Origin of the sequence: Pseudomonas antarctica, from assembly GCF_900624995.1 — a bacterium.
Lineage (GTDB): Bacteria > Pseudomonadota > Gammaproteobacteria > Pseudomonadales > Pseudomonadaceae > Aquipseudomonas > Aquipseudomonas antarctica.
In genome coordinates this window covers 38,578-54,406 of record NZ_UYXQ01000015.1, presented here as the reverse complement: position 1 = coordinate 54,406, position 15,829 = coordinate 38,578, and the positions used below count along the sequence as shown (strand labels likewise).

General features: G+C 58.3%; 17 protein-coding genes. 12 read left to right on the top strand and 5 right to left on the bottom strand.

The window, feature by feature from the left end:
* Nucleotides 1-4: 4 nt before the first annotated feature.
* From rfbD to E0F99_RS12010, 4 genes are all read right to left on the bottom strand, one after another.
* On the bottom strand, nt 5-901 hold the full coding sequence (gene rfbD, locus E0F99_RS12025; RefSeq protein WP_083357387.1) for a dTDP-4-dehydrorhamnose reductase: 897 nt from the start codon (nt 899-901) through the stop codon (nt 5-7).
* Nucleotides 898-1,968, bottom strand: a complete 1,071-nt coding sequence (rfbB, locus tag E0F99_RS12020; protein WP_083357386.1) for a dTDP-glucose 4,6-dehydratase — start codon at nt 1,966-1,968, stop codon at nt 898-900. Before rfbB ends, rfbD begins: the two co-directional genes overlap by 4 nt.
* Nucleotides 1,969-1,973: 5 nt before the next feature.
* The gene (locus E0F99_RS12015) at nt 1,974-2,948 is read right to left on the bottom strand and encodes a glycosyltransferase family 2 protein (protein WP_269457883.1); all 975 of its coding nucleotides are present in this window, start codon (nt 2,946-2,948) and stop codon (nt 1,974-1,976) included.
* 637 nt (nt 2,949-3,585) lie between these two features.
* On the bottom strand, nt 3,586-4,446 hold the full coding sequence (locus E0F99_RS12010) for a DMT family transporter (RefSeq protein ID WP_083357384.1): 861 nt from the start codon (nt 4,444-4,446) through the stop codon (nt 3,586-3,588).
* Between the two features lie 421 nt (nt 4,447-4,867).
* Between E0F99_RS12010 and E0F99_RS12005 the strand changes: the two genes are divergently transcribed.
* A complete protein-coding gene (locus E0F99_RS12005) occupies nt 4,868-5,659 on the top strand; it encodes a CPBP family intramembrane glutamic endopeptidase (RefSeq protein ID WP_083357383.1) in 792 nt (263 codons plus the stop codon).
* 74 nt (nt 5,660-5,733) lie between these two features.
* Nucleotides 5,734-7,299, top strand: coding sequence for a methyl-accepting chemotaxis protein (locus tag E0F99_RS12000; protein ID WP_083357382.1), 1,566 nt, complete (start codon nt 5,734-5,736; stop codon nt 7,297-7,299).
* Nucleotides 7,300-7,414: 115 nt separating this feature from the next.
* Here the strand turns inward: E0F99_RS12000 and E0F99_RS11995 are convergent, their stop codons facing one another.
* Nucleotides 7,415-8,104, bottom strand: coding sequence for an alpha/beta family hydrolase (locus E0F99_RS11995; protein WP_083357381.1), 690 nt, complete (start codon nt 8,102-8,104; stop codon nt 7,415-7,417).
* Nucleotides 8,105-8,183: 79 nt separating this feature from the next.
* Here E0F99_RS11995 and ccoN (E0F99_RS11990) point away from each other — a divergent pair, with 79 nt between their 5' ends.
* The 10 genes from ccoN (E0F99_RS11990) to E0F99_RS11945 all read left to right on the top strand — a co-directional run bounded on the left by ccoN (E0F99_RS11990) (nt 8,184) and on the right by E0F99_RS11945 (nt 15,763).
* On the top strand, nt 8,184-9,608 hold the full coding sequence (gene ccoN / locus E0F99_RS11990; RefSeq protein ID WP_083357380.1) for a cytochrome-c oxidase, cbb3-type subunit I: 1,425 nt from the start codon (nt 8,184-8,186) through the stop codon (nt 9,606-9,608).
* 10 nt (nt 9,609-9,618) lie between these two features.
* Nucleotides 9,619-10,227 (top strand): cytochrome-c oxidase, cbb3-type subunit II, encoded by a 609-nt coding sequence (gene ccoO / locus E0F99_RS11985; RefSeq protein WP_017134815.1) that lies wholly within the window; start codon nt 9,619-9,621, stop codon nt 10,225-10,227.
* Between the two features lie 3 nt (nt 10,228-10,230).
* The gene (locus E0F99_RS11980) at nt 10,231-10,431 is read left to right on the top strand and encodes a cbb3-type cytochrome oxidase subunit 3 (protein ID WP_083357379.1); all 201 of its coding nucleotides are present in this window, start codon (nt 10,231-10,233) and stop codon (nt 10,429-10,431) included.
* Entirely contained in the window at nt 10,428-11,375 is a 948-nt protein-coding gene (gene ccoP / locus E0F99_RS11975) for a cytochrome-c oxidase, cbb3-type subunit III (protein ID WP_083357378.1), read from the top strand. The genes E0F99_RS11980 and ccoP (E0F99_RS11975) overlap by 4 nt, the downstream gene beginning before the upstream one ends.
* A 350-nt stretch (nt 11,376-11,725) precedes the next feature.
* Complete coding sequence (gene ccoN, locus E0F99_RS11970) at nt 11,726-13,168, top strand: cytochrome-c oxidase, cbb3-type subunit I (protein WP_083357377.1); 1,443 nt, start codon at nt 11,726-11,728, stop codon at nt 13,166-13,168.
* Entirely contained in the window at nt 13,168-13,776 is a 609-nt protein-coding gene (ccoO, locus tag E0F99_RS11965; protein WP_083357376.1) for a cytochrome-c oxidase, cbb3-type subunit II, read from the top strand. Before ccoN (E0F99_RS11970) ends, ccoO (E0F99_RS11965) begins: the two co-directional genes overlap by 1 nt.
* Before the next feature lie 5 nt (nt 13,777-13,781).
* The gene (locus tag E0F99_RS11960; RefSeq protein ID WP_003183474.1) at nt 13,782-13,967 is read left to right on the top strand and encodes a CcoQ/FixQ family Cbb3-type cytochrome c oxidase assembly chaperone; all 186 of its coding nucleotides are present in this window, start codon (nt 13,782-13,784) and stop codon (nt 13,965-13,967) included.
* Nucleotides 13,964-14,941, top strand: coding sequence for a cytochrome-c oxidase, cbb3-type subunit III (ccoP, locus tag E0F99_RS11955; protein WP_130908778.1), 978 nt, complete (start codon nt 13,964-13,966; stop codon nt 14,939-14,941). The genes E0F99_RS11960 and ccoP (E0F99_RS11955) overlap by 4 nt, the downstream gene beginning before the upstream one ends.
* 157 nt (nt 14,942-15,098) lie before the next feature.
* Nucleotides 15,099-15,353, top strand: coding sequence for a type II toxin-antitoxin system Phd/YefM family antitoxin (locus E0F99_RS11950; protein WP_016979309.1), 255 nt, complete (start codon nt 15,099-15,101; stop codon nt 15,351-15,353).
* Nucleotides 15,353-15,763, top strand: a complete 411-nt coding sequence (locus E0F99_RS11945; RefSeq protein ID WP_083357374.1) for a type II toxin-antitoxin system VapC family toxin — start codon at nt 15,353-15,355, stop codon at nt 15,761-15,763. Before E0F99_RS11950 ends, E0F99_RS11945 begins: the two co-directional genes overlap by 1 nt.
* The last annotated feature ends 66 nt before the right edge of the window (nt 15,764-15,829 follow it).

Genomic DNA, 15,829 nt, shown 5'->3' with positions numbered 1-15,829 from the left:
ATATTCATTTCTCTAGTGTTTCTGTAAGCATCCGTGCCACGCCAATTTGCCATTCAGGCAAAACTAATGTTAAGGCATTTTGCAGTTTTTTGGTATTAAGCCGAGAGTTAAGAGGACGTTTAGCGGGCGTAGGATAAGCCGCCGTCTCTATTGCCCCCATATTCGCCGGCGAAACCATTAATGACACTCCAGCAGCTTGAGCCTGCTCAAGTACGAAATGGGCGTAGCGATACCAAGTGGTCTCGCCCGCCGCCGCCAGGTGATAAATGCCTCCCAATTTCGGCTCATAGTTCATGGCACGAATAGCATGAGCGGTGACGTCAGCCAACAGGTCTGCACCTGTCGGTGCACCAAATTGATCGTCAATGACGTTAAGGCTATCTCGCTCTCGAGCCAGGCGCAGCATGGTCTTGGCGAAGTTGTTACCTTTCGCCGCATACACCCAACTGGTACGAAAGACGAGGTAAGCGCAACCGGAGGATTGAATCGCCTGTTCACCCGCGAGTTTGGTAGAGCCGTAGACACTGAGCGGGCCGACCGCATCGCTTTCTTGCCACGGCGTAACGCCATCACCCGCAAACACATAATCAGTAGAGTAGTGCACCAATAATGCATTCAGTTTCAAGGCTTCTGCGGCCAGAACCGCCGGTGCTTCCGCGTTGACACGCAGGGCTTGGCCCGGCTCGCTTTCGGCTTTATCTACCGAAGTGTAGGCGGCAGCGTTGACGATAACGTCTGGAGCGAAACGCTGGACAGTCGCCGAGAGCCCCTGCAAATCACACAAGTCACCGCAGTAGTCCTGGCTTTTCGAGTCGAGTGCAAGCACTTCCCCCAGGGGCGCCAGACTTCGTTGCAACTCCCACCCGACCTGCCCATTTTTACCTAGCAGTAAAATTCTCATGCCGAACGTCCGGTGTAGTTTTTCTCTACCCATTCGCGGTACGAGCCCGATTGAATGTTACTTACCCAATCTTGATTATCCAGATACCAAGCGACCGTCTTGCGGATACCTGTTTCGAAAGTCTCCGCCGGCTTCCATCCCAATTCACGCTCTAGCTTGCGAGCGTCAATGGCGTAACGACGGTCATGCCCTGGGCGATCCGTAACATAGGAGATCTGTTCGCTGTAGGGTTTGCTGTCTGCGCGAGGGCGTAGCTCATCAAGCAAGGCGCATACCGTGTGAACGATGTCCAGGTTAGGCTTCTCGTTCCAGCCACCTACGTTGTAGACCTCACCGACCGTACCGGCCTCCAAGACGCGGCGAATGGCACTGCAGTGGTCTTTCACGTACAGCCAGTCACGAATCTGCTGACCGTCGCCGTACACCGGCAGCGCCTTACCCGCCAGCGCGTTGACGATCATCAACGGAATGAGTTTCTCCGGGAAGTGGTACGGGCCGTAGTTGTTCGAGCAGTTGGTGGTCAACACCGGCAGGCCATACGTGTGGTGGTAGGCGCGCACCAAATGGTCGCTTGCAGCCTTGCTCGCCGAGTACGGGCTATTAGGTTCGTACTGATGCTGCTCGGTAAACGCAGGGTCGTCCTTGGCCAACGAGCCATAGACTTCGTCGGTGGACACGTGCAGAAAACGGAAGGTTTGTTGCGCTTCGCCAGACAAGCTTTTCCAATAGACACGCACGGCTTCGAGCAAGCGGAAGGTACCGACAACGTTGGTCTCGATAAAGTCTTCCGGGCCGTGAATAGAGCGGTCAACGTGCGACTCGGCAGCAAAATTCAAAATAGCGCGCGGCTTGTGCTCAGCGAGCAAGCGCTCGACCAACTGCGTGTCGGCAATGTCACCCTGCACAAACAGATGGCGCTTATCACCGTCCAGCGAGCTGAGGTTTTCCAGATTGCCAGCATACGTCAGCTTATCCAGGTTGATGACAGGCTCGTCCGTCTGGGCGACCCAATCCAATACAAAGTTTGCACCTATAAAGCCTGCACCGCCGGTTACTAGAATAGTCATTGAAGTCAGATCTTTTTGAGTAATGTTGCGAGAATCAGCCCCAGGTTTCCCATGAAGGTTTGCCGGTACAGACCAGCCAACCGGATACCCAGGACGCGTCGAAAGAATGTTTGACCTCTTGCGGCCTTGAAGCGAACAAGCGTCGCCAGATGCTCTTCACGAAGACGATGCTGCATGGATTCAAGCGCGCGAATATTCTGCTCATTCCATTCATAGAAACGGCCCTGGAATACCATGCGCAGGCGAAGCAGCCGTGCAGACCAGCCCGAATTGCTACCGATCAGATTGTCACTGTGCTGACGATAGAGCATCTTCGGTTCGGGATCGTAGTAAATAGCCCCACCAACCCCAGAGACCAATTGATACGCCCACCAATCATGAGCCGGGATGTTCAGCTCCGCACCTGCCTCACGCAAGAGTTCACGAGCAGCCTGGTTGAAAACCATGGTGTTGCCACCAGCGATACTCTGAACAAGCGCATTGGAAAACCCGGGCGGCAGGCAGAATCTAGGCGAAAATCCCAACGCTTTCCCTACTTCGCTGATCAACTGGGTACGCCCGCAATAGAGGGCAGGTATATGCTTGGGAATGGTCTGCAACCAAGCCAGTGCAACCTCAAGTTTGTCGTCCGTCCAGATGTCATCTTGATCAGACCAAGCAAAAAAGTCGGCATCAACGTCGTCACGGCAGGTCAACGACAGGAAATTGGCCGCGAACCCCCTGCTTGGCCCGCTCACGATCTTGAGGCGTTCAACCCCCCAGTTACGCCTGTAATTCTCAAGCAGCGACAGGGTTGCGTCAGCAGAACCATCGTCAGAAACCACCACGACCCAATTGGAATGCGTCTGGCGCTCAAACGAATCGAGCTGGTCGGCGAGGTAGGAGGCGCCGTTGTACGTGCACATGAGTACGGCGACTTTGGCTGCGCGAAAGTCGTACGACCCAACAGAAGAAGGACTACGCAATGTAAAAATAGACACGGAATTCCCTTCGCGAACAACTTATTAACCCGTAGGAAACACGGATACGCGCCCTGAGAAAGACGGAATTATTGCAGTTATTGTTTGTAGGCACAATCTGCACTCTTTAACCAATTGTCGGCTTTTCCATTCCGCAATGCCTCTTTTGCGCTCTGAGCACTGCGGCACCCAAGCTAGAGTCCTACAGCTGCCCCTAACTTTCCTACGACCGCATGCCCACGAGAGCGTTCAACTACCTCCAACGGATATCGCCATCTTCGCCACCGAGAACCTGAGCGCATGCTTCACACCTGAATCCGCGGACACTTTTTACCTCAATAAAGTTCATTAAAATTTTTGGTAATTCGATGAAACCTTGGCGACAACAGCGACTTAACAACTGTCAAAATAATGTGCTATTGCCAACAGTCATTGAGACTAGGTGATTGATATCAAAAAAATGCACAAAGAGCACTTTCAGCTAATGAAACACGGCCTGAAACGTTTTCCAATTCCACCAAATTTCAATCGCCCTGACTTATACATTCAGCGCTCCCGGCACGCGCGACCTGCCCCTTCTGTCGGCCTCTTACCGACTGCGTGTTGAGGCTGGACAGCCCCCTCTCCACCAATGCAGGCAGGGGAGGAGGCTATTTATTCAACGCTTACGAAACACAAACCCCAGCCCAACAACAATCAACCCCATCCCCAACACACTCAATAACGCGAGGCGATTGCCAAAGATCAGGTAATCCATCACCGCAGTCACCGCGGGCACCAGGTAAAACAAGCTGGTGACATTCACCAGATTGCCCCGGGCGATCAGGCGATAAAGCAACAGTGTGGCCAGCAATGACACCACCAGCCCCATCCACAGCACCGGCACGTAAAAGCTGGCGCTTTGCTCAACGTGAAATGGCTGGAACGGTACAAACACCAAACACAGCAACAACCCGGCCAAGTACTGTACGGGCAGCGTGCCCAGTGGGTTATCGGTGATGCGCTTTTGCATGATGGAACCAAACGTCATACTCGCCAGCGCTAAAAGCCCGAACAACATGCCCGACAGTGACATTCCAGACAGACCGATCCCCTGGTAAACCACCATTATCAAGCCTGCCAACCCCAACCCAAGGCCGAACATCCGGCTCCAGGAACGCTGGCGCTCCATCAGCACCACGGTGAGGATCGGCTGTACACCCATGATGGTTGCCATCACGCCCGGCGTCACCTTGAGGTCCAGGGCCAGCAGATAGAAAATCTGATAAGCCCCCAACAACACCAACCCGGTCGCCGCCGCATAGAACATCGGTTTGCCGGGAAGGGGCAGCTTCAATTTCAGGATCGGTACCAGGATCACCAAGCCCGCCAGGGCAATGGCAAAACGGATCAACAGAAAAGCAAAGGGCGAAGCATGGGCCAGGCCCAACTTGGAGAAAATCGCGCCACTGCTCCACAGCAGGACAAACAGGCTCGTCGAGGCCGCCGCGGCCACGGAGTGTTTCGAAAGAACAGACATGGATACCACCTGTAATCAGGCAAAAAAGCCAATTCAGCCAAGGCTGAAACTCAGTAGGTTTTTTTCAGGCGGGCAGCAGGGAACAGCGTTTCGCTGATCAGCCCGAAATGCCAACACCCGGCGGTGATACGACTGCGTACACCGGCGTGCTACTGACAGGTGGGGGGTAATGACTGATCTGCGCAGGCTGCTTATTCCCGCACGGCACGACCACAGCGTTGAGCGCTGAATCGACTACCGCTATGCGAGGGGAAGCTTGCATGGGCTGATCTTGTGTGAAGGGATGAACAAGCGACGACTATAACCAGCCGAGATCAAGTTTTGCAATCGCTTCACTCAGGTGTTTCGCGTGGCGGAGTTTTCATGCCTGCAAATCACACCGGTCGCTATAATGCCGACCAGTTTTTTCCAAGGATTTCACATGATCGCTCTGCCCTGGCTGTACCTGATCCTTCTTTCCATTGGCTATGTGGTGGCCTTGGCTTACGGTCAACTGGGCTTACTGGGTGCAGTATCCGTAGCCATGCTGCTGATCGCCGGGTATGCCGTACGCCAGCAACGCAACCCGTGGGCACGCTCTCTCGGCCACGGGTTGTTCATCGTTTTGGCCTTGGGGTTGGCCATGCACTGGCTGCCGGGCTTCTACAACGGGCGTGGCATTGCACCCCAGCGCTTCACGCCTGATTCAGTGCCATTTTCAATGTACCTGAACCAGGACAAGCCACTGATTGGCTTCTGGCTACTGCTGGCTTGCCCATGGATCGTGGCACGACGTTCGTGGCGCCTGGCAATCTGCGTCACGGCGCTGGCGTTAACTCTGACGGCGATCGCTGCGCTAGGCGGCGCAGCCTTGATGGGGATTATCAGTTGGGCACCCAAATGGCCGGAACAAGCGTGGCTGTGGGTACTCAATAACCTGCTGCTGGTGACGTTGGTAGAAGAAGCACTGTTCCGGGGCTATATACAAGGCGGGCTGAGCCAGCGCCTAAAACACCTGCCTTATGGCGAGAACCTCGCACTGCTATTGGCCTCCCTGCTATTTGGCCTGGCGCACCTTGGGGCTGGCTGGCATTGGGTATTGCTGGCGAGCATTGCAGGCGTCGGTTATGGCCTGGCTTATCGCTTTGGCGGACTGGGTGCAGCCATTGCCACGCACTTTGGCCTGAATCTGCTTCACTTCGGATTGTTTACCTACCCGATGCTGGCCAGCTGATTATTACAATAATTAAGCTAAATAAAAGCCCGTTACGGCCGACAACCCCTGAAAGCCTTGCGGATTGAAAACTCATGCGTAATAACCAACCCGTTACCCAGCGCGAACGCACCTTCCCCGCTCAGCAACGGTTGATCTCCACCACAGACGCCAAAGGCGTGATCACCTACTGCAACGACGCTTTCGTCGAGATCAGTGGGTTCACCCGTGAAGAACTGATCCGGGCCCCGCACAACCTGGTACGTCACCCGGATGTGCCGCCGGCGGTGTTCGCGCATATGTGGTCCACGCTCAAACAAGGCTTGCCATGGATGGGCATCGTTAAGAACCGCTGCAAGACCGGCGATCATTATTGGGTTAACGCCTATGTGACACCGGTCTTCGATGGCAACCAGGTGGTCGGCTATGAATCGGTGCGCATCAAGCCCACCGCCGAGCAGATTCGCCGGGCCGAAGCGCTCTATCAACGTATCAACCAGGGCAAGTCTGCCGTGCCTCGGCGCGACAAGTGGCTGCCGGTATTGCAGGACTGGCTGCCGTTTATCTTGGTCAGCCAGCTCAGCTTCATGATCGGTGCATCACTCAACTCTCACTGGGGCTTTGCCTTGGCGGCGGGGTTGTCGGTGCCGCTGGGCCTGCTGGGTTTGAGCTGGCAACAGCGTGGCCTCAAGCGTTTGTTGCGCCTGGCGGAACAAACCACGTCCGACCCGTTGATCGCGCAGATGTACACCGACAGCCGTGGCGCACAAGCGCGGCTGGAGATGTCGATCCTCAGCCAGGAAGCGCGTCTGAAGACGTGTCTTACACGCTTGCAGGATACGGCCGAGCACCTCAACGACCAGGCGGCGCAGTCCAATACCTTGGCGCATAACAGCTCCAGCGGCTTGGAGCGCCAGCGTGTGGAAACCGAACAGGTGGCCACCGCCGTCAACCAGATGGCAGCAACGACCCAGGAAGTGGCCAGCCACGTGCAGCGCACAGCTGACGCCACGCAGGAGGCTAATCGCCTGACCGGTCGTGGCCGCGACATCGCCGGGGAAACCCGTGAGGCGATCCAGCGGCTGTCGGTCGCCGTGGGTGAGACGGGCGTGACCGTCACTCAGCTGGCCAAGGACAGCGATGAAATCGGCGGCGTGGTTGACGTGATCAAAGGCATTGCCGATCAGACCAACCTGCTGGCATTGAACGCGGCCATCGAAGCGGCCCGCGCCGGTGAGATGGGCCGTGGGTTTGCGGTGGTGGCTGACGAGGTTCGTCAGCTGGCGCAGCGCACGGCTGAATCGACCGGGCAGATTCATGCCTTGATCGCCAAGCTGCAGCAGACTGCCGCCGCCGCCGTGCAAACCATGGACGCCGGGCATCGCCAGGCTGAAGAAGGCGTGGCGCGCGTGATGGAGGCGGACCAGGCGTTGGTGGGCATCAGTGAAGCGGTGGCCAACATCACCGACATGACCACGCAGATCGCGGCGGCTACCGAAGAGCAAAGCGCGGTGGCCGAAGAGATCAGCCGCAATATCAGCACGATTGCGCTGTTGGCGGACCAGACCTCGGAACAGGCGATGAACTCGGCGCAGTTGAGTGAAGAGCTGACGCATACGGCGAATACCCAGTATTCGCTGGTGGAGCGCTTCAACCGCTGATACAGATCGTTCCCACGTTCTGCGTGGGAACGCCTCCTGTGACGCTCTGCGTCACGGCTTTAGGAGCGGACGCAGAGCGTCCAGGGCTGCATTCCCACGCGGAGCATGGGAACGGTCAGACGCCCAAAAACTCAGCCACCTTCACCGCAGCAGCCTCCAAATGCTGCTCATGACTAAACCCCGAAGCCTTCAACGGTTTCAAGTCATGATCCCCCGCCACCAGCCACATCACCTCGATGCTCGGCGACACGTCATACCCCTGCACCGCCGCTCGATTCCCCAGCGCATCGCGCTCGCCCTGCACAATCAACGTCGGCGTCTTCAGCCCGGCCAAATGCTCGACCCGTGGTTTTTCCGGTTTGCCCACCGCGTAAAACGGATAACCCAGGCACACCAGCCCATCAGCGCCTAACTCATCAGCCAAAATGCTCGCCATGCGCCCGCCCATGGACTTGCCGCCAACGGCCAGTTTCCCAGCGACATGACGTCGCACCTCGGCGTACACCTCACGCCAGCATTCCAGCAGTTTCGGCGCCGGGTTCGGCGGTCGTTTACCCCCGTCCACGCGGCGTTGGGCCATGTAGGGAAACTCGAAGCGCAACACGTTCACGCCATGCCCGGCAAGGCGTGCAGCCATGTCGTTCATAAAGGCTGAGTCCATCGGTGCGCCGGCACCGTGGGCCAGGATCAGCGTTACCGGCGCGCGCGCGATAGGCCCCGTCGCCGCATCCCACAACCACCCGCGTTCCCGTACACACTGCGCCCATTGATCCCCGTCAATACTGGCCTTGTGCTCTTTGCCCATGCTTGCCTCGCTTTTTAGTCTGCCTATAACTCCAGCCCAAGTGCCGCATTTGCTTGGGTTGAACCGTGGATGGGGAACCATGAACACTACTTTAAGTACCGCCTATAACTACAAGGTGGTCCGCCAATTCGCCATTATGACGGTGGTGTGGGGCATCGTCGGCATGGGGCTCGGGGTTTTTCTCGCCGCCCAATTGGTTTGGCCTGCACTCAACTTCGATTTGCCTTGGACCAGCTTCGGCCGTTTGCGCCCACTGCACACCAACGCGGTGATCTTCGCCTTCGGCGGCTGCGCACTGTTTGCCAGCTCGTTCTACTCGGTGCAGCGTACCTGCCAAACCCAGCTGTTCGCGCCGAAAATCGCCGCGTTCTGCTTCTGGGGCTGGCAGTTGGTCATTGTACTGGCCGCCATCAGCTTGCCGCTGGGCTACACCACTTCCAAGGAATACGCCGAGCTGGAATGGCCGATCGCCATTCTTATCGCCATTGTCTGGGTCGCCTACGGCGTGGTGTTCTTCGGCACGGTGATGAAGCGCAAAACCAAGCACATCTACGTCGGTAACTGGTTCTTCGGCGCCTTTATCATCACCGTGGCCATTCTGCATATCGTCAACCACGCCTCCCTGCCGGTGAGCTGGACCAAGTCCTACTCGGCCTACGGCGGCGCAACGGACGCCATGGTGCAGTGGTGGTATGGGCATAACGCGGTAGGCTTTTTCCTCACCGCTGGCTTCCTCGGCATGATGTATTACTTCGTGCCCAAGCAAGCCGAGCGTCCGGTGTACTCCTATCGCTTGTCCATCGTGCACTTCTGGGCGCTGATCACCCTGTACATCTGGGCTGGCCCGCACCACCTGCACTACACCGCACTGCCGGACTGGGCGCAGTCGCTGGGCATGGTGATGTCGCTGGTACTGCTGGCGCCAAGCTGGGGCGGCATGATCAACGGCATGATGACGCTCTCAGGCGCCTGGCATAAGTTGCGCAGCGACCCGATCCTGCGCTTCCTGGTCGTCTCACTGGCCTTCTACGGCATGTCGACCTTCGAAGGGCCGATGATGGCGATCAAGACCGTCAACGCCCTCTCCCACTACACCGACTGGACCATCGGCCACGTACACGCCGGTGCCCTCGGTTGGGTGGCGATGATTTCCATCGGCGCGCTGTACCACATGATCCCGAAAGTCTTCGGCCGCGAGCAGATGTACAGCCTCGGCCTGATCAACGCGCACTTCTGGCTGGCCACCATCGGCACCGTGCTCTACATCGCCTCGATGTGGGTCAACGGCATCGCCCAGGGCCTGATGTGGCGTGCGATCAACGAAGACGGCACCTTGACCTACTCCTTCGTCGAAACCCTGGTGGCCAGCCACCCAGGCTTCATCGTGCGGCTGGTGGGCGGGGCGATCTTCCTCAGCGGCATGTTGCTGATGGCGTACAACACGTGGCGCACCGTGCGCTCGGTGCAACCTGCCGAAGCCGCCCCTGTCGCGCAGATGGCCTGAGGAGTCAGTGATGAAACACGAAACGATTGAAAAGAACGTCGGCCTGCTGATGCTGTTGATGGTACTCGCCGTGAGCATCGGCGGCCTGACGCAGATCGTCCCGCTGTTCTTCCAGGACGTCACCAACAAACCGGTGGAAGGCATGAAGCCCTACACCGCGCTGCAACTGGAAGGTCGCGACATCTATATCCGCGAAGGCTGCGTACAGTGCCACTCGCAGATGATCCGCCCGTTCCGCGCCGAGACCGAACGCTACGGCCATTACTCGGTAGCGGGCGAAAGCGTGTGGGACCACCCGTTCCTGTGGGGCTCCAAGCGCACCGGGCCGGACCTGGCCCGCGTCGGCGCGCGCTACTCGGACGACTGGCACCGCGCACACTTGTACAACCCGCGCAACGTGGTGCCGGAGTCGAAAATGCCGGCCTACCCATGGCTGGTCACCGCACCGGTCGACAGCAGCCACACCGAGACCAAGTTGAAAGTAATGCGCACCCTCGGCGTGCCCTACACCGACGACGACATCAGTGGCGCCGTTGCCAGCCTCAAAGGCAAGACCGAGATGGACGCGCTGGTTTCGTACCTGCAAGTGCTCGGCACTGCCATCAAGAGCAAGAGGTGAGCCATGGGATTTGAATTCGATGCAGGCACCATCCGCGGCCTTGGCACGCTGGTCGTCGCCATCGCCTTTATCGGCCTGTCGCTGTGGGTGTTCAACAACAAGCGCAACGCGGAGTTCGAGCAGGCACGCCTGCTGCCCTTCGCCGATGAACCTTCTCCCTCTGACGCTCAAGAAGAGCCTGCAACAAGGAGCAACCGGCCATGACTACCTTCTGGAGTACATGGATCTGTGTACTGACCCTCGGCAGCCTGATCGGCCTGACCTGGCTGTTGATCGGCACCCGCAAGGGCGAGACGAAGGGCAGCGTCGACCAGACCATGGGCCACGCGTTCGACGGTATCGAGGAATACGACAACCCGCTGCCTCAGTGGTGGTTCATGCTGTTCGCCGGCACGTTGGTGTTTGCGGTGGGCTACCTGATCCTCTACCCGGGCCTGGGCAACTGGAAAGGCGTGTTGCCGGGCTATGAAGACGGCTGGACCTCGGCCAAGGAATGGGACAAGGAAATGGCCAAGGCCGATACCAAGTTCGGGCCGATCTTCGCCAAGTTCGCGGCCATGCCGGTGGAAGAAGTCGCCAAAGACCCGCAAGCGTTGAAGATGGGCGGTCGCCTGTTCGCCTCCAACTGCGCGGTGTGCCACGGCTCGGATGCCAAGGGCGCGTACGGCTTCCCAAACCTGGCGGACACTATCTGGCGCTGGGGCGGTTCGGCTGAGGCGATCAAGACGACCATCCTCAATGGTCGCCACGCGGCAATGCCGGCCTGGGGCGAAATACTGGGCGAAGACGGTGTGAAGAACGTCGCCGCCTTTGTGCGTCACGACCTGGCCAAACTGCCATTACCCGCCGACAGCAACGTCGATCTGGCGGCCGGTCAAGCCGCTTTCAACACCACCTGTGTAGCCTGCCACGGCCCACAAGGCCACGGCATGCAAGCGATGGGCGCGCCAAACCTGACCGAGCCCGCCGGTTTCATTTACGGCACCAGCTTGACGCAACTGCAGCAGACCATCCGCCATGGCCGCCAAGGCCAGATGCCGGCGCAGGACGTGCTGCAAGGCAATGACAAAGTGCACCTGCTCGCAGCCTATGTTTACAGCCTGTCCCACAACGCTGATGGCGCAATGCCAGAAAGCCAACCGCAGTAACCGGTGACTGCCGCCCCAATACGGGGCGGCAGCGCTACCTTTCTAAGCGACCAAGTGTCGCACCCTTCCCGACAGCAACTTTCGCCTCCCGCCATTCGGGTCTACGCTTGCCTGCACAGCGGACCGGTTTTGGCGCACGCAGCGACTGCCGTTGCGACCCGAAAAAATTCTTGTCCATTCGATCAGCTTTCTATTTTGAATTTTGTCCTTACGCCAAACATGGAAAGGGCGCAGAATCTGGCGTGGAACGCATTGATACAGGTCAGCCATTGCGTTGCAATGGCCCCTCGCTTTCTACATACTTGCGGCCGATTTTACCTATAAAAAAACCTAAACCGTGGAACCTTAGAATGAGCACAGCAATCAGTCCGACTGCTTATAACTATAAGGTAGTCCGCCAGTTCGCCATCATGACGGTGGTCTGGGGGATCCTTGGCATGGGGCTCGGGGTGTTCATCGCCTCGCAATTGGTTTGGCCGGAATTGAATTTCGGTTTGCCATGGACGACCTTTGGCCGCCTGCGCCCGCTGCACACCAACCTGGTGATTTTCGCCTTCGGTGGCTGTGCCTTGTTTGCCACCTCCTACTATGTCGTGCAGCGAACCTGCCAGACGCGACTGATCTCCGATGGCCTCGCCGCCTTCACCTTCTGGGGCTGGCAAGCAGTCATCGTCGGTGCCATCGTCACCTTGCCGCTGGGCTACACCACCACCAAGGAATACGCCGAGCTGGAATGGCCGATCGCCATTTTGCTGGCCATCGTCTGGGTGACCTACGCCGTGGTGTTTTTCGGCACCATCGTCAAGCGCAAGACCAAGCACATCTATGTGGGCAACTGGTTCTACGGCGCCTTCATCCTGGTGACGGCGATGCTGCATATCGTCAACCATGCGTCCCTGCCGGTCAGCCTGTTCAAGTCCTACTCGGCCTACGCCGGGGCAACGGACGCAATGATCCAGTGGTGGTACGGCCACAACGCCGTGGGTTTCTTCCTCACCACCGGCTTTCTGGGGATGATGTATTACTTCGTGCCCAAACAGGCCGAGCGTCCGATCTACTCGTATCGCTTGTCCATCGTGCACTTCTGGGCGCTGATCACCCTGTACATCTGGGCAGGTCCCCACCACTTGCACTACACCGCGCTGCCCGATTGGGCGCAGTCGCTGGGCATGGCGATGTCGATCATCCTGTTGGCCCCGAGCTGGGGCGGCATGATCAACGGCATGATGACCCTGTCGGGCGCCTGGCATAAGTTGCGCACCGACCCGATCCTGCGTTTCCTCGTGGTGTCGCTGGCGTTCTACGGCATGTCGACCTTTGAAGGGCCGATGATGGCGATCAAGACCGTCAACTCGCTGTCCCACTACACCGACTGGACCATCGGCCACGTCCACGCCGGCGCTCTGGGTTGGGTGGCGATGATCTCCATCGGCGCGCTGTACCACATGATCCCCAAACTGTTCGGTCGTGCGCAGATGCACAGCGTCGGGCTGATCAATGCGCACTTCTGGCTGGCCACTATCGGCACCGTGCTCTACATCGCCTCGATGTGGGTCAACGGCATCACCCAGGGCCTGATGTGGCGTGCGATCAACGATGACGGCACCCTCACCTACTCCTTCGTCGAAGCGCTGCAAGCCAGCCACCCGGGCTACATCGTTCGCGCCATCGGTGGTGCGTTCTTCGCCAGCGGCATGCTGCTCATGGCCTACAACGTCTGGCGCACGGTGCGTGCCTGCGACCCGGTAGAAGCCGAGGCCGCCACCCAGATCGCCGTTGTGGGAGCTCACTGATGAAGCATGAAGTAGTCGAGAAGAATATCGGCCTGCTGGCCTTCTTCATGGTCATCGCCGTGAGTATCGGCGGCCTGACCCAAATCGTTCCGCTGTTTTTCCAGGACGTGACCAACAAGCCGGTCGAAGGCATGAAGCCGCGCAGCGCGCTTGAACTGGAAGGCCGCGACATCTACATCGCCAACGGCTGCGTGGGTTGTCACTCGCAAATGATCCGCCCGTTCCGCGCCGAAACCGAACGCTACGGCCACTACTCGGTCGCCGGGGAAAGTGTGTGGGACCACCCCTTCCTGTGGGGTTCCAAGCGCACCGGCCCGGACCTGGCCCGTGTCGGCGCACGTTACTCCGACGACTGGCACCGCGCGCACTTGTACAACCCGCGCAACGTAGTACCGGAATCGAAAATGCCGGCGTACCCGTTCCTCGTAGAAAACAAGCTCGACGGCAAGGACACCGCGAAGAAGATGGAAGTCTTGCGCACTCTGGGCGTGCCTTACACCGATGAAGACATCGCCGGTGCAGCCGCAGCCGTTAAGGGTAAGACCGAAATGGACGCACTGGTGGCCTACCTGCAAGGCCTTGGCACCATCATCAAAAGCAAACGGTGATCTTCATGGATATCGGGATGATTCGTGGCTTGGGCACCGTGGTGGTGATGGTGGCCTTTATCGGCCTGGCATTGTGGGTGTTCAGCCCCAAACGCAAGTCGGAGTTTGACGACGCAACCCTGTTGCCCTTTGCGGATGACCCCGAAGCCATCAAGCACGTCGAGCAAGCGTCTAGGAGTAACAAAGAATGACTACGTTCTGGAGTCTGTACGTCACAGTCCTGAGCCTGGGTACCATCTTCGCCCTGACCTGGCTGCTGCTGTCGACCCGCAAGGGCCAGCGCACCGAGCAAACGGACGAGACTGTCGGCCACTCGTTCGACGGCATTGAGGAATACGACAACCCACTGCCAAAGTGGTGGTTCATGCTGTTCGTTGGCACCATCATTTTCGCCCTCGGCTACCTGGTGCTGTACCCAGGTTTGGGCAACTGGAAAGGCCTGCTCCCGGGCTACAACTACCTCGACAACGACAAGCAAACCCCCTTCGCCAATGGCCAGACCGGCTGGACCGGTGTGCACGAATGGGAAAAGGAAATGGCCAAGTCGGACGCCAAGTTCGGGCCGATCTTCGCCAAATTCGCCTCGATGCCGATTGAAGACGTCGCCAAAGACCCGCAAGCCTTGAAGACGGGTGGCCGCCTGTTCGCCTCCAACTGCTCGGTGTGCCACGGCTCCGACGCCAAGGGCGCCTACGGTTTCCCCAACCTGACCGACGCCGACTGGCGCTGGGGCGGCGAGCCGGCGACCATCAAGGAAACCATCATGAAGGGCCGCCACGCGGTGATGCCGGCCTGGGCCGAAGTCATTGGCGAGCAAGGCGTGGCCGACGTGTCAGGCTTTGTGGTGACCAACCTCGACGGCCGCAAACTGCCGGAAGGTGCCAAGGCTGACGTGGCCAACGGCGCGAAACTCTTCGCCGCCAACTGCGTGGCCTGCCACGGCCCTGCCGGTAAAGGCACACCCGCGATGGGCGCCCCCGACCTGACACACCCGGGCGCATTCATCTACGGTTCGAGCTTCGCACAACTGCAGCAGACCATTCGTTACGGCCGTCAGGGCCAGATGCCTGCGCAGGAATTGTTGCAGGGCAATGACAAGGTGCACTTGCTGGCGGCGTATGTTTACAGCTTGTCCCATGGCGATAAGCAAGCTGAGGAGCAGTAAGGCCTCGACACCGAAAAAGCCCCGCATTGCGGGGCTTTTTCGTTTCTAACGCCTGAGCGATTCAATGGACGCATGACCGCTGGTAACGACGAGTTTGATGCCTGCCATCGGCAAGTAGTAACGTAACTACATATAGCCTGCCGAAGGGGGACTCCCCATGACCATCACCACCATTTCCAGCCGTGAATTCAATCAAGACACAAGCGGTGCCAAAAAAGCCGCCCGTCAGGGGCCGGTTTTTATCACCGATCGCGGCAAGCCTGCCCATGTACTGCTAAGCATTGAGGACTACCAGAAACTGACAGGCCTCAACGCCGACATCGTTGACCTATTGGTGATGCCAGAAGCGGCCGAAATCGACTTCGAAACCGAACGCGCCGTGATCACTCATCGACCCGTGGACCTCTCTTGATGTATCTACTCGACACCAACGTAATCTCTGAGCTTCGTAAACCCCAGGCCGACGCAAACGTGGTCGCCTGGGCCAAAAGCGTCATTGCGCTGCGTATGTTTATCTCCGCGATTACGCTTAAAGAATTGGAAACCTTGGTACTGCGCCTGGAGCGCAAAGACCCGGCCCAGGGAAAGGTTTTGCGTACTTGGCTCAAGCGTCATGTCCTGCCGGCATTCGAGGCCAGAATCCTGCCGGTCGATGCCGCAGTCGCTTTGCGTTGCGCCCATCTGCATGTGCCAGACCAGGCGAATGAAAGTGATGCGCTGATTGCTGCCACTGCTCTGGTTCATGGACTTACTGTCGTCACGCGCAATGTCAGTGACTTCAAATCGAGCGGCGTTCCATTGCTTAATCCGTGGGGCGAATGACCAGCCTGCGCGCAAAAACCAGCCATACTTCACAAGTCAATTGATCCACGTCACATACACCATCAA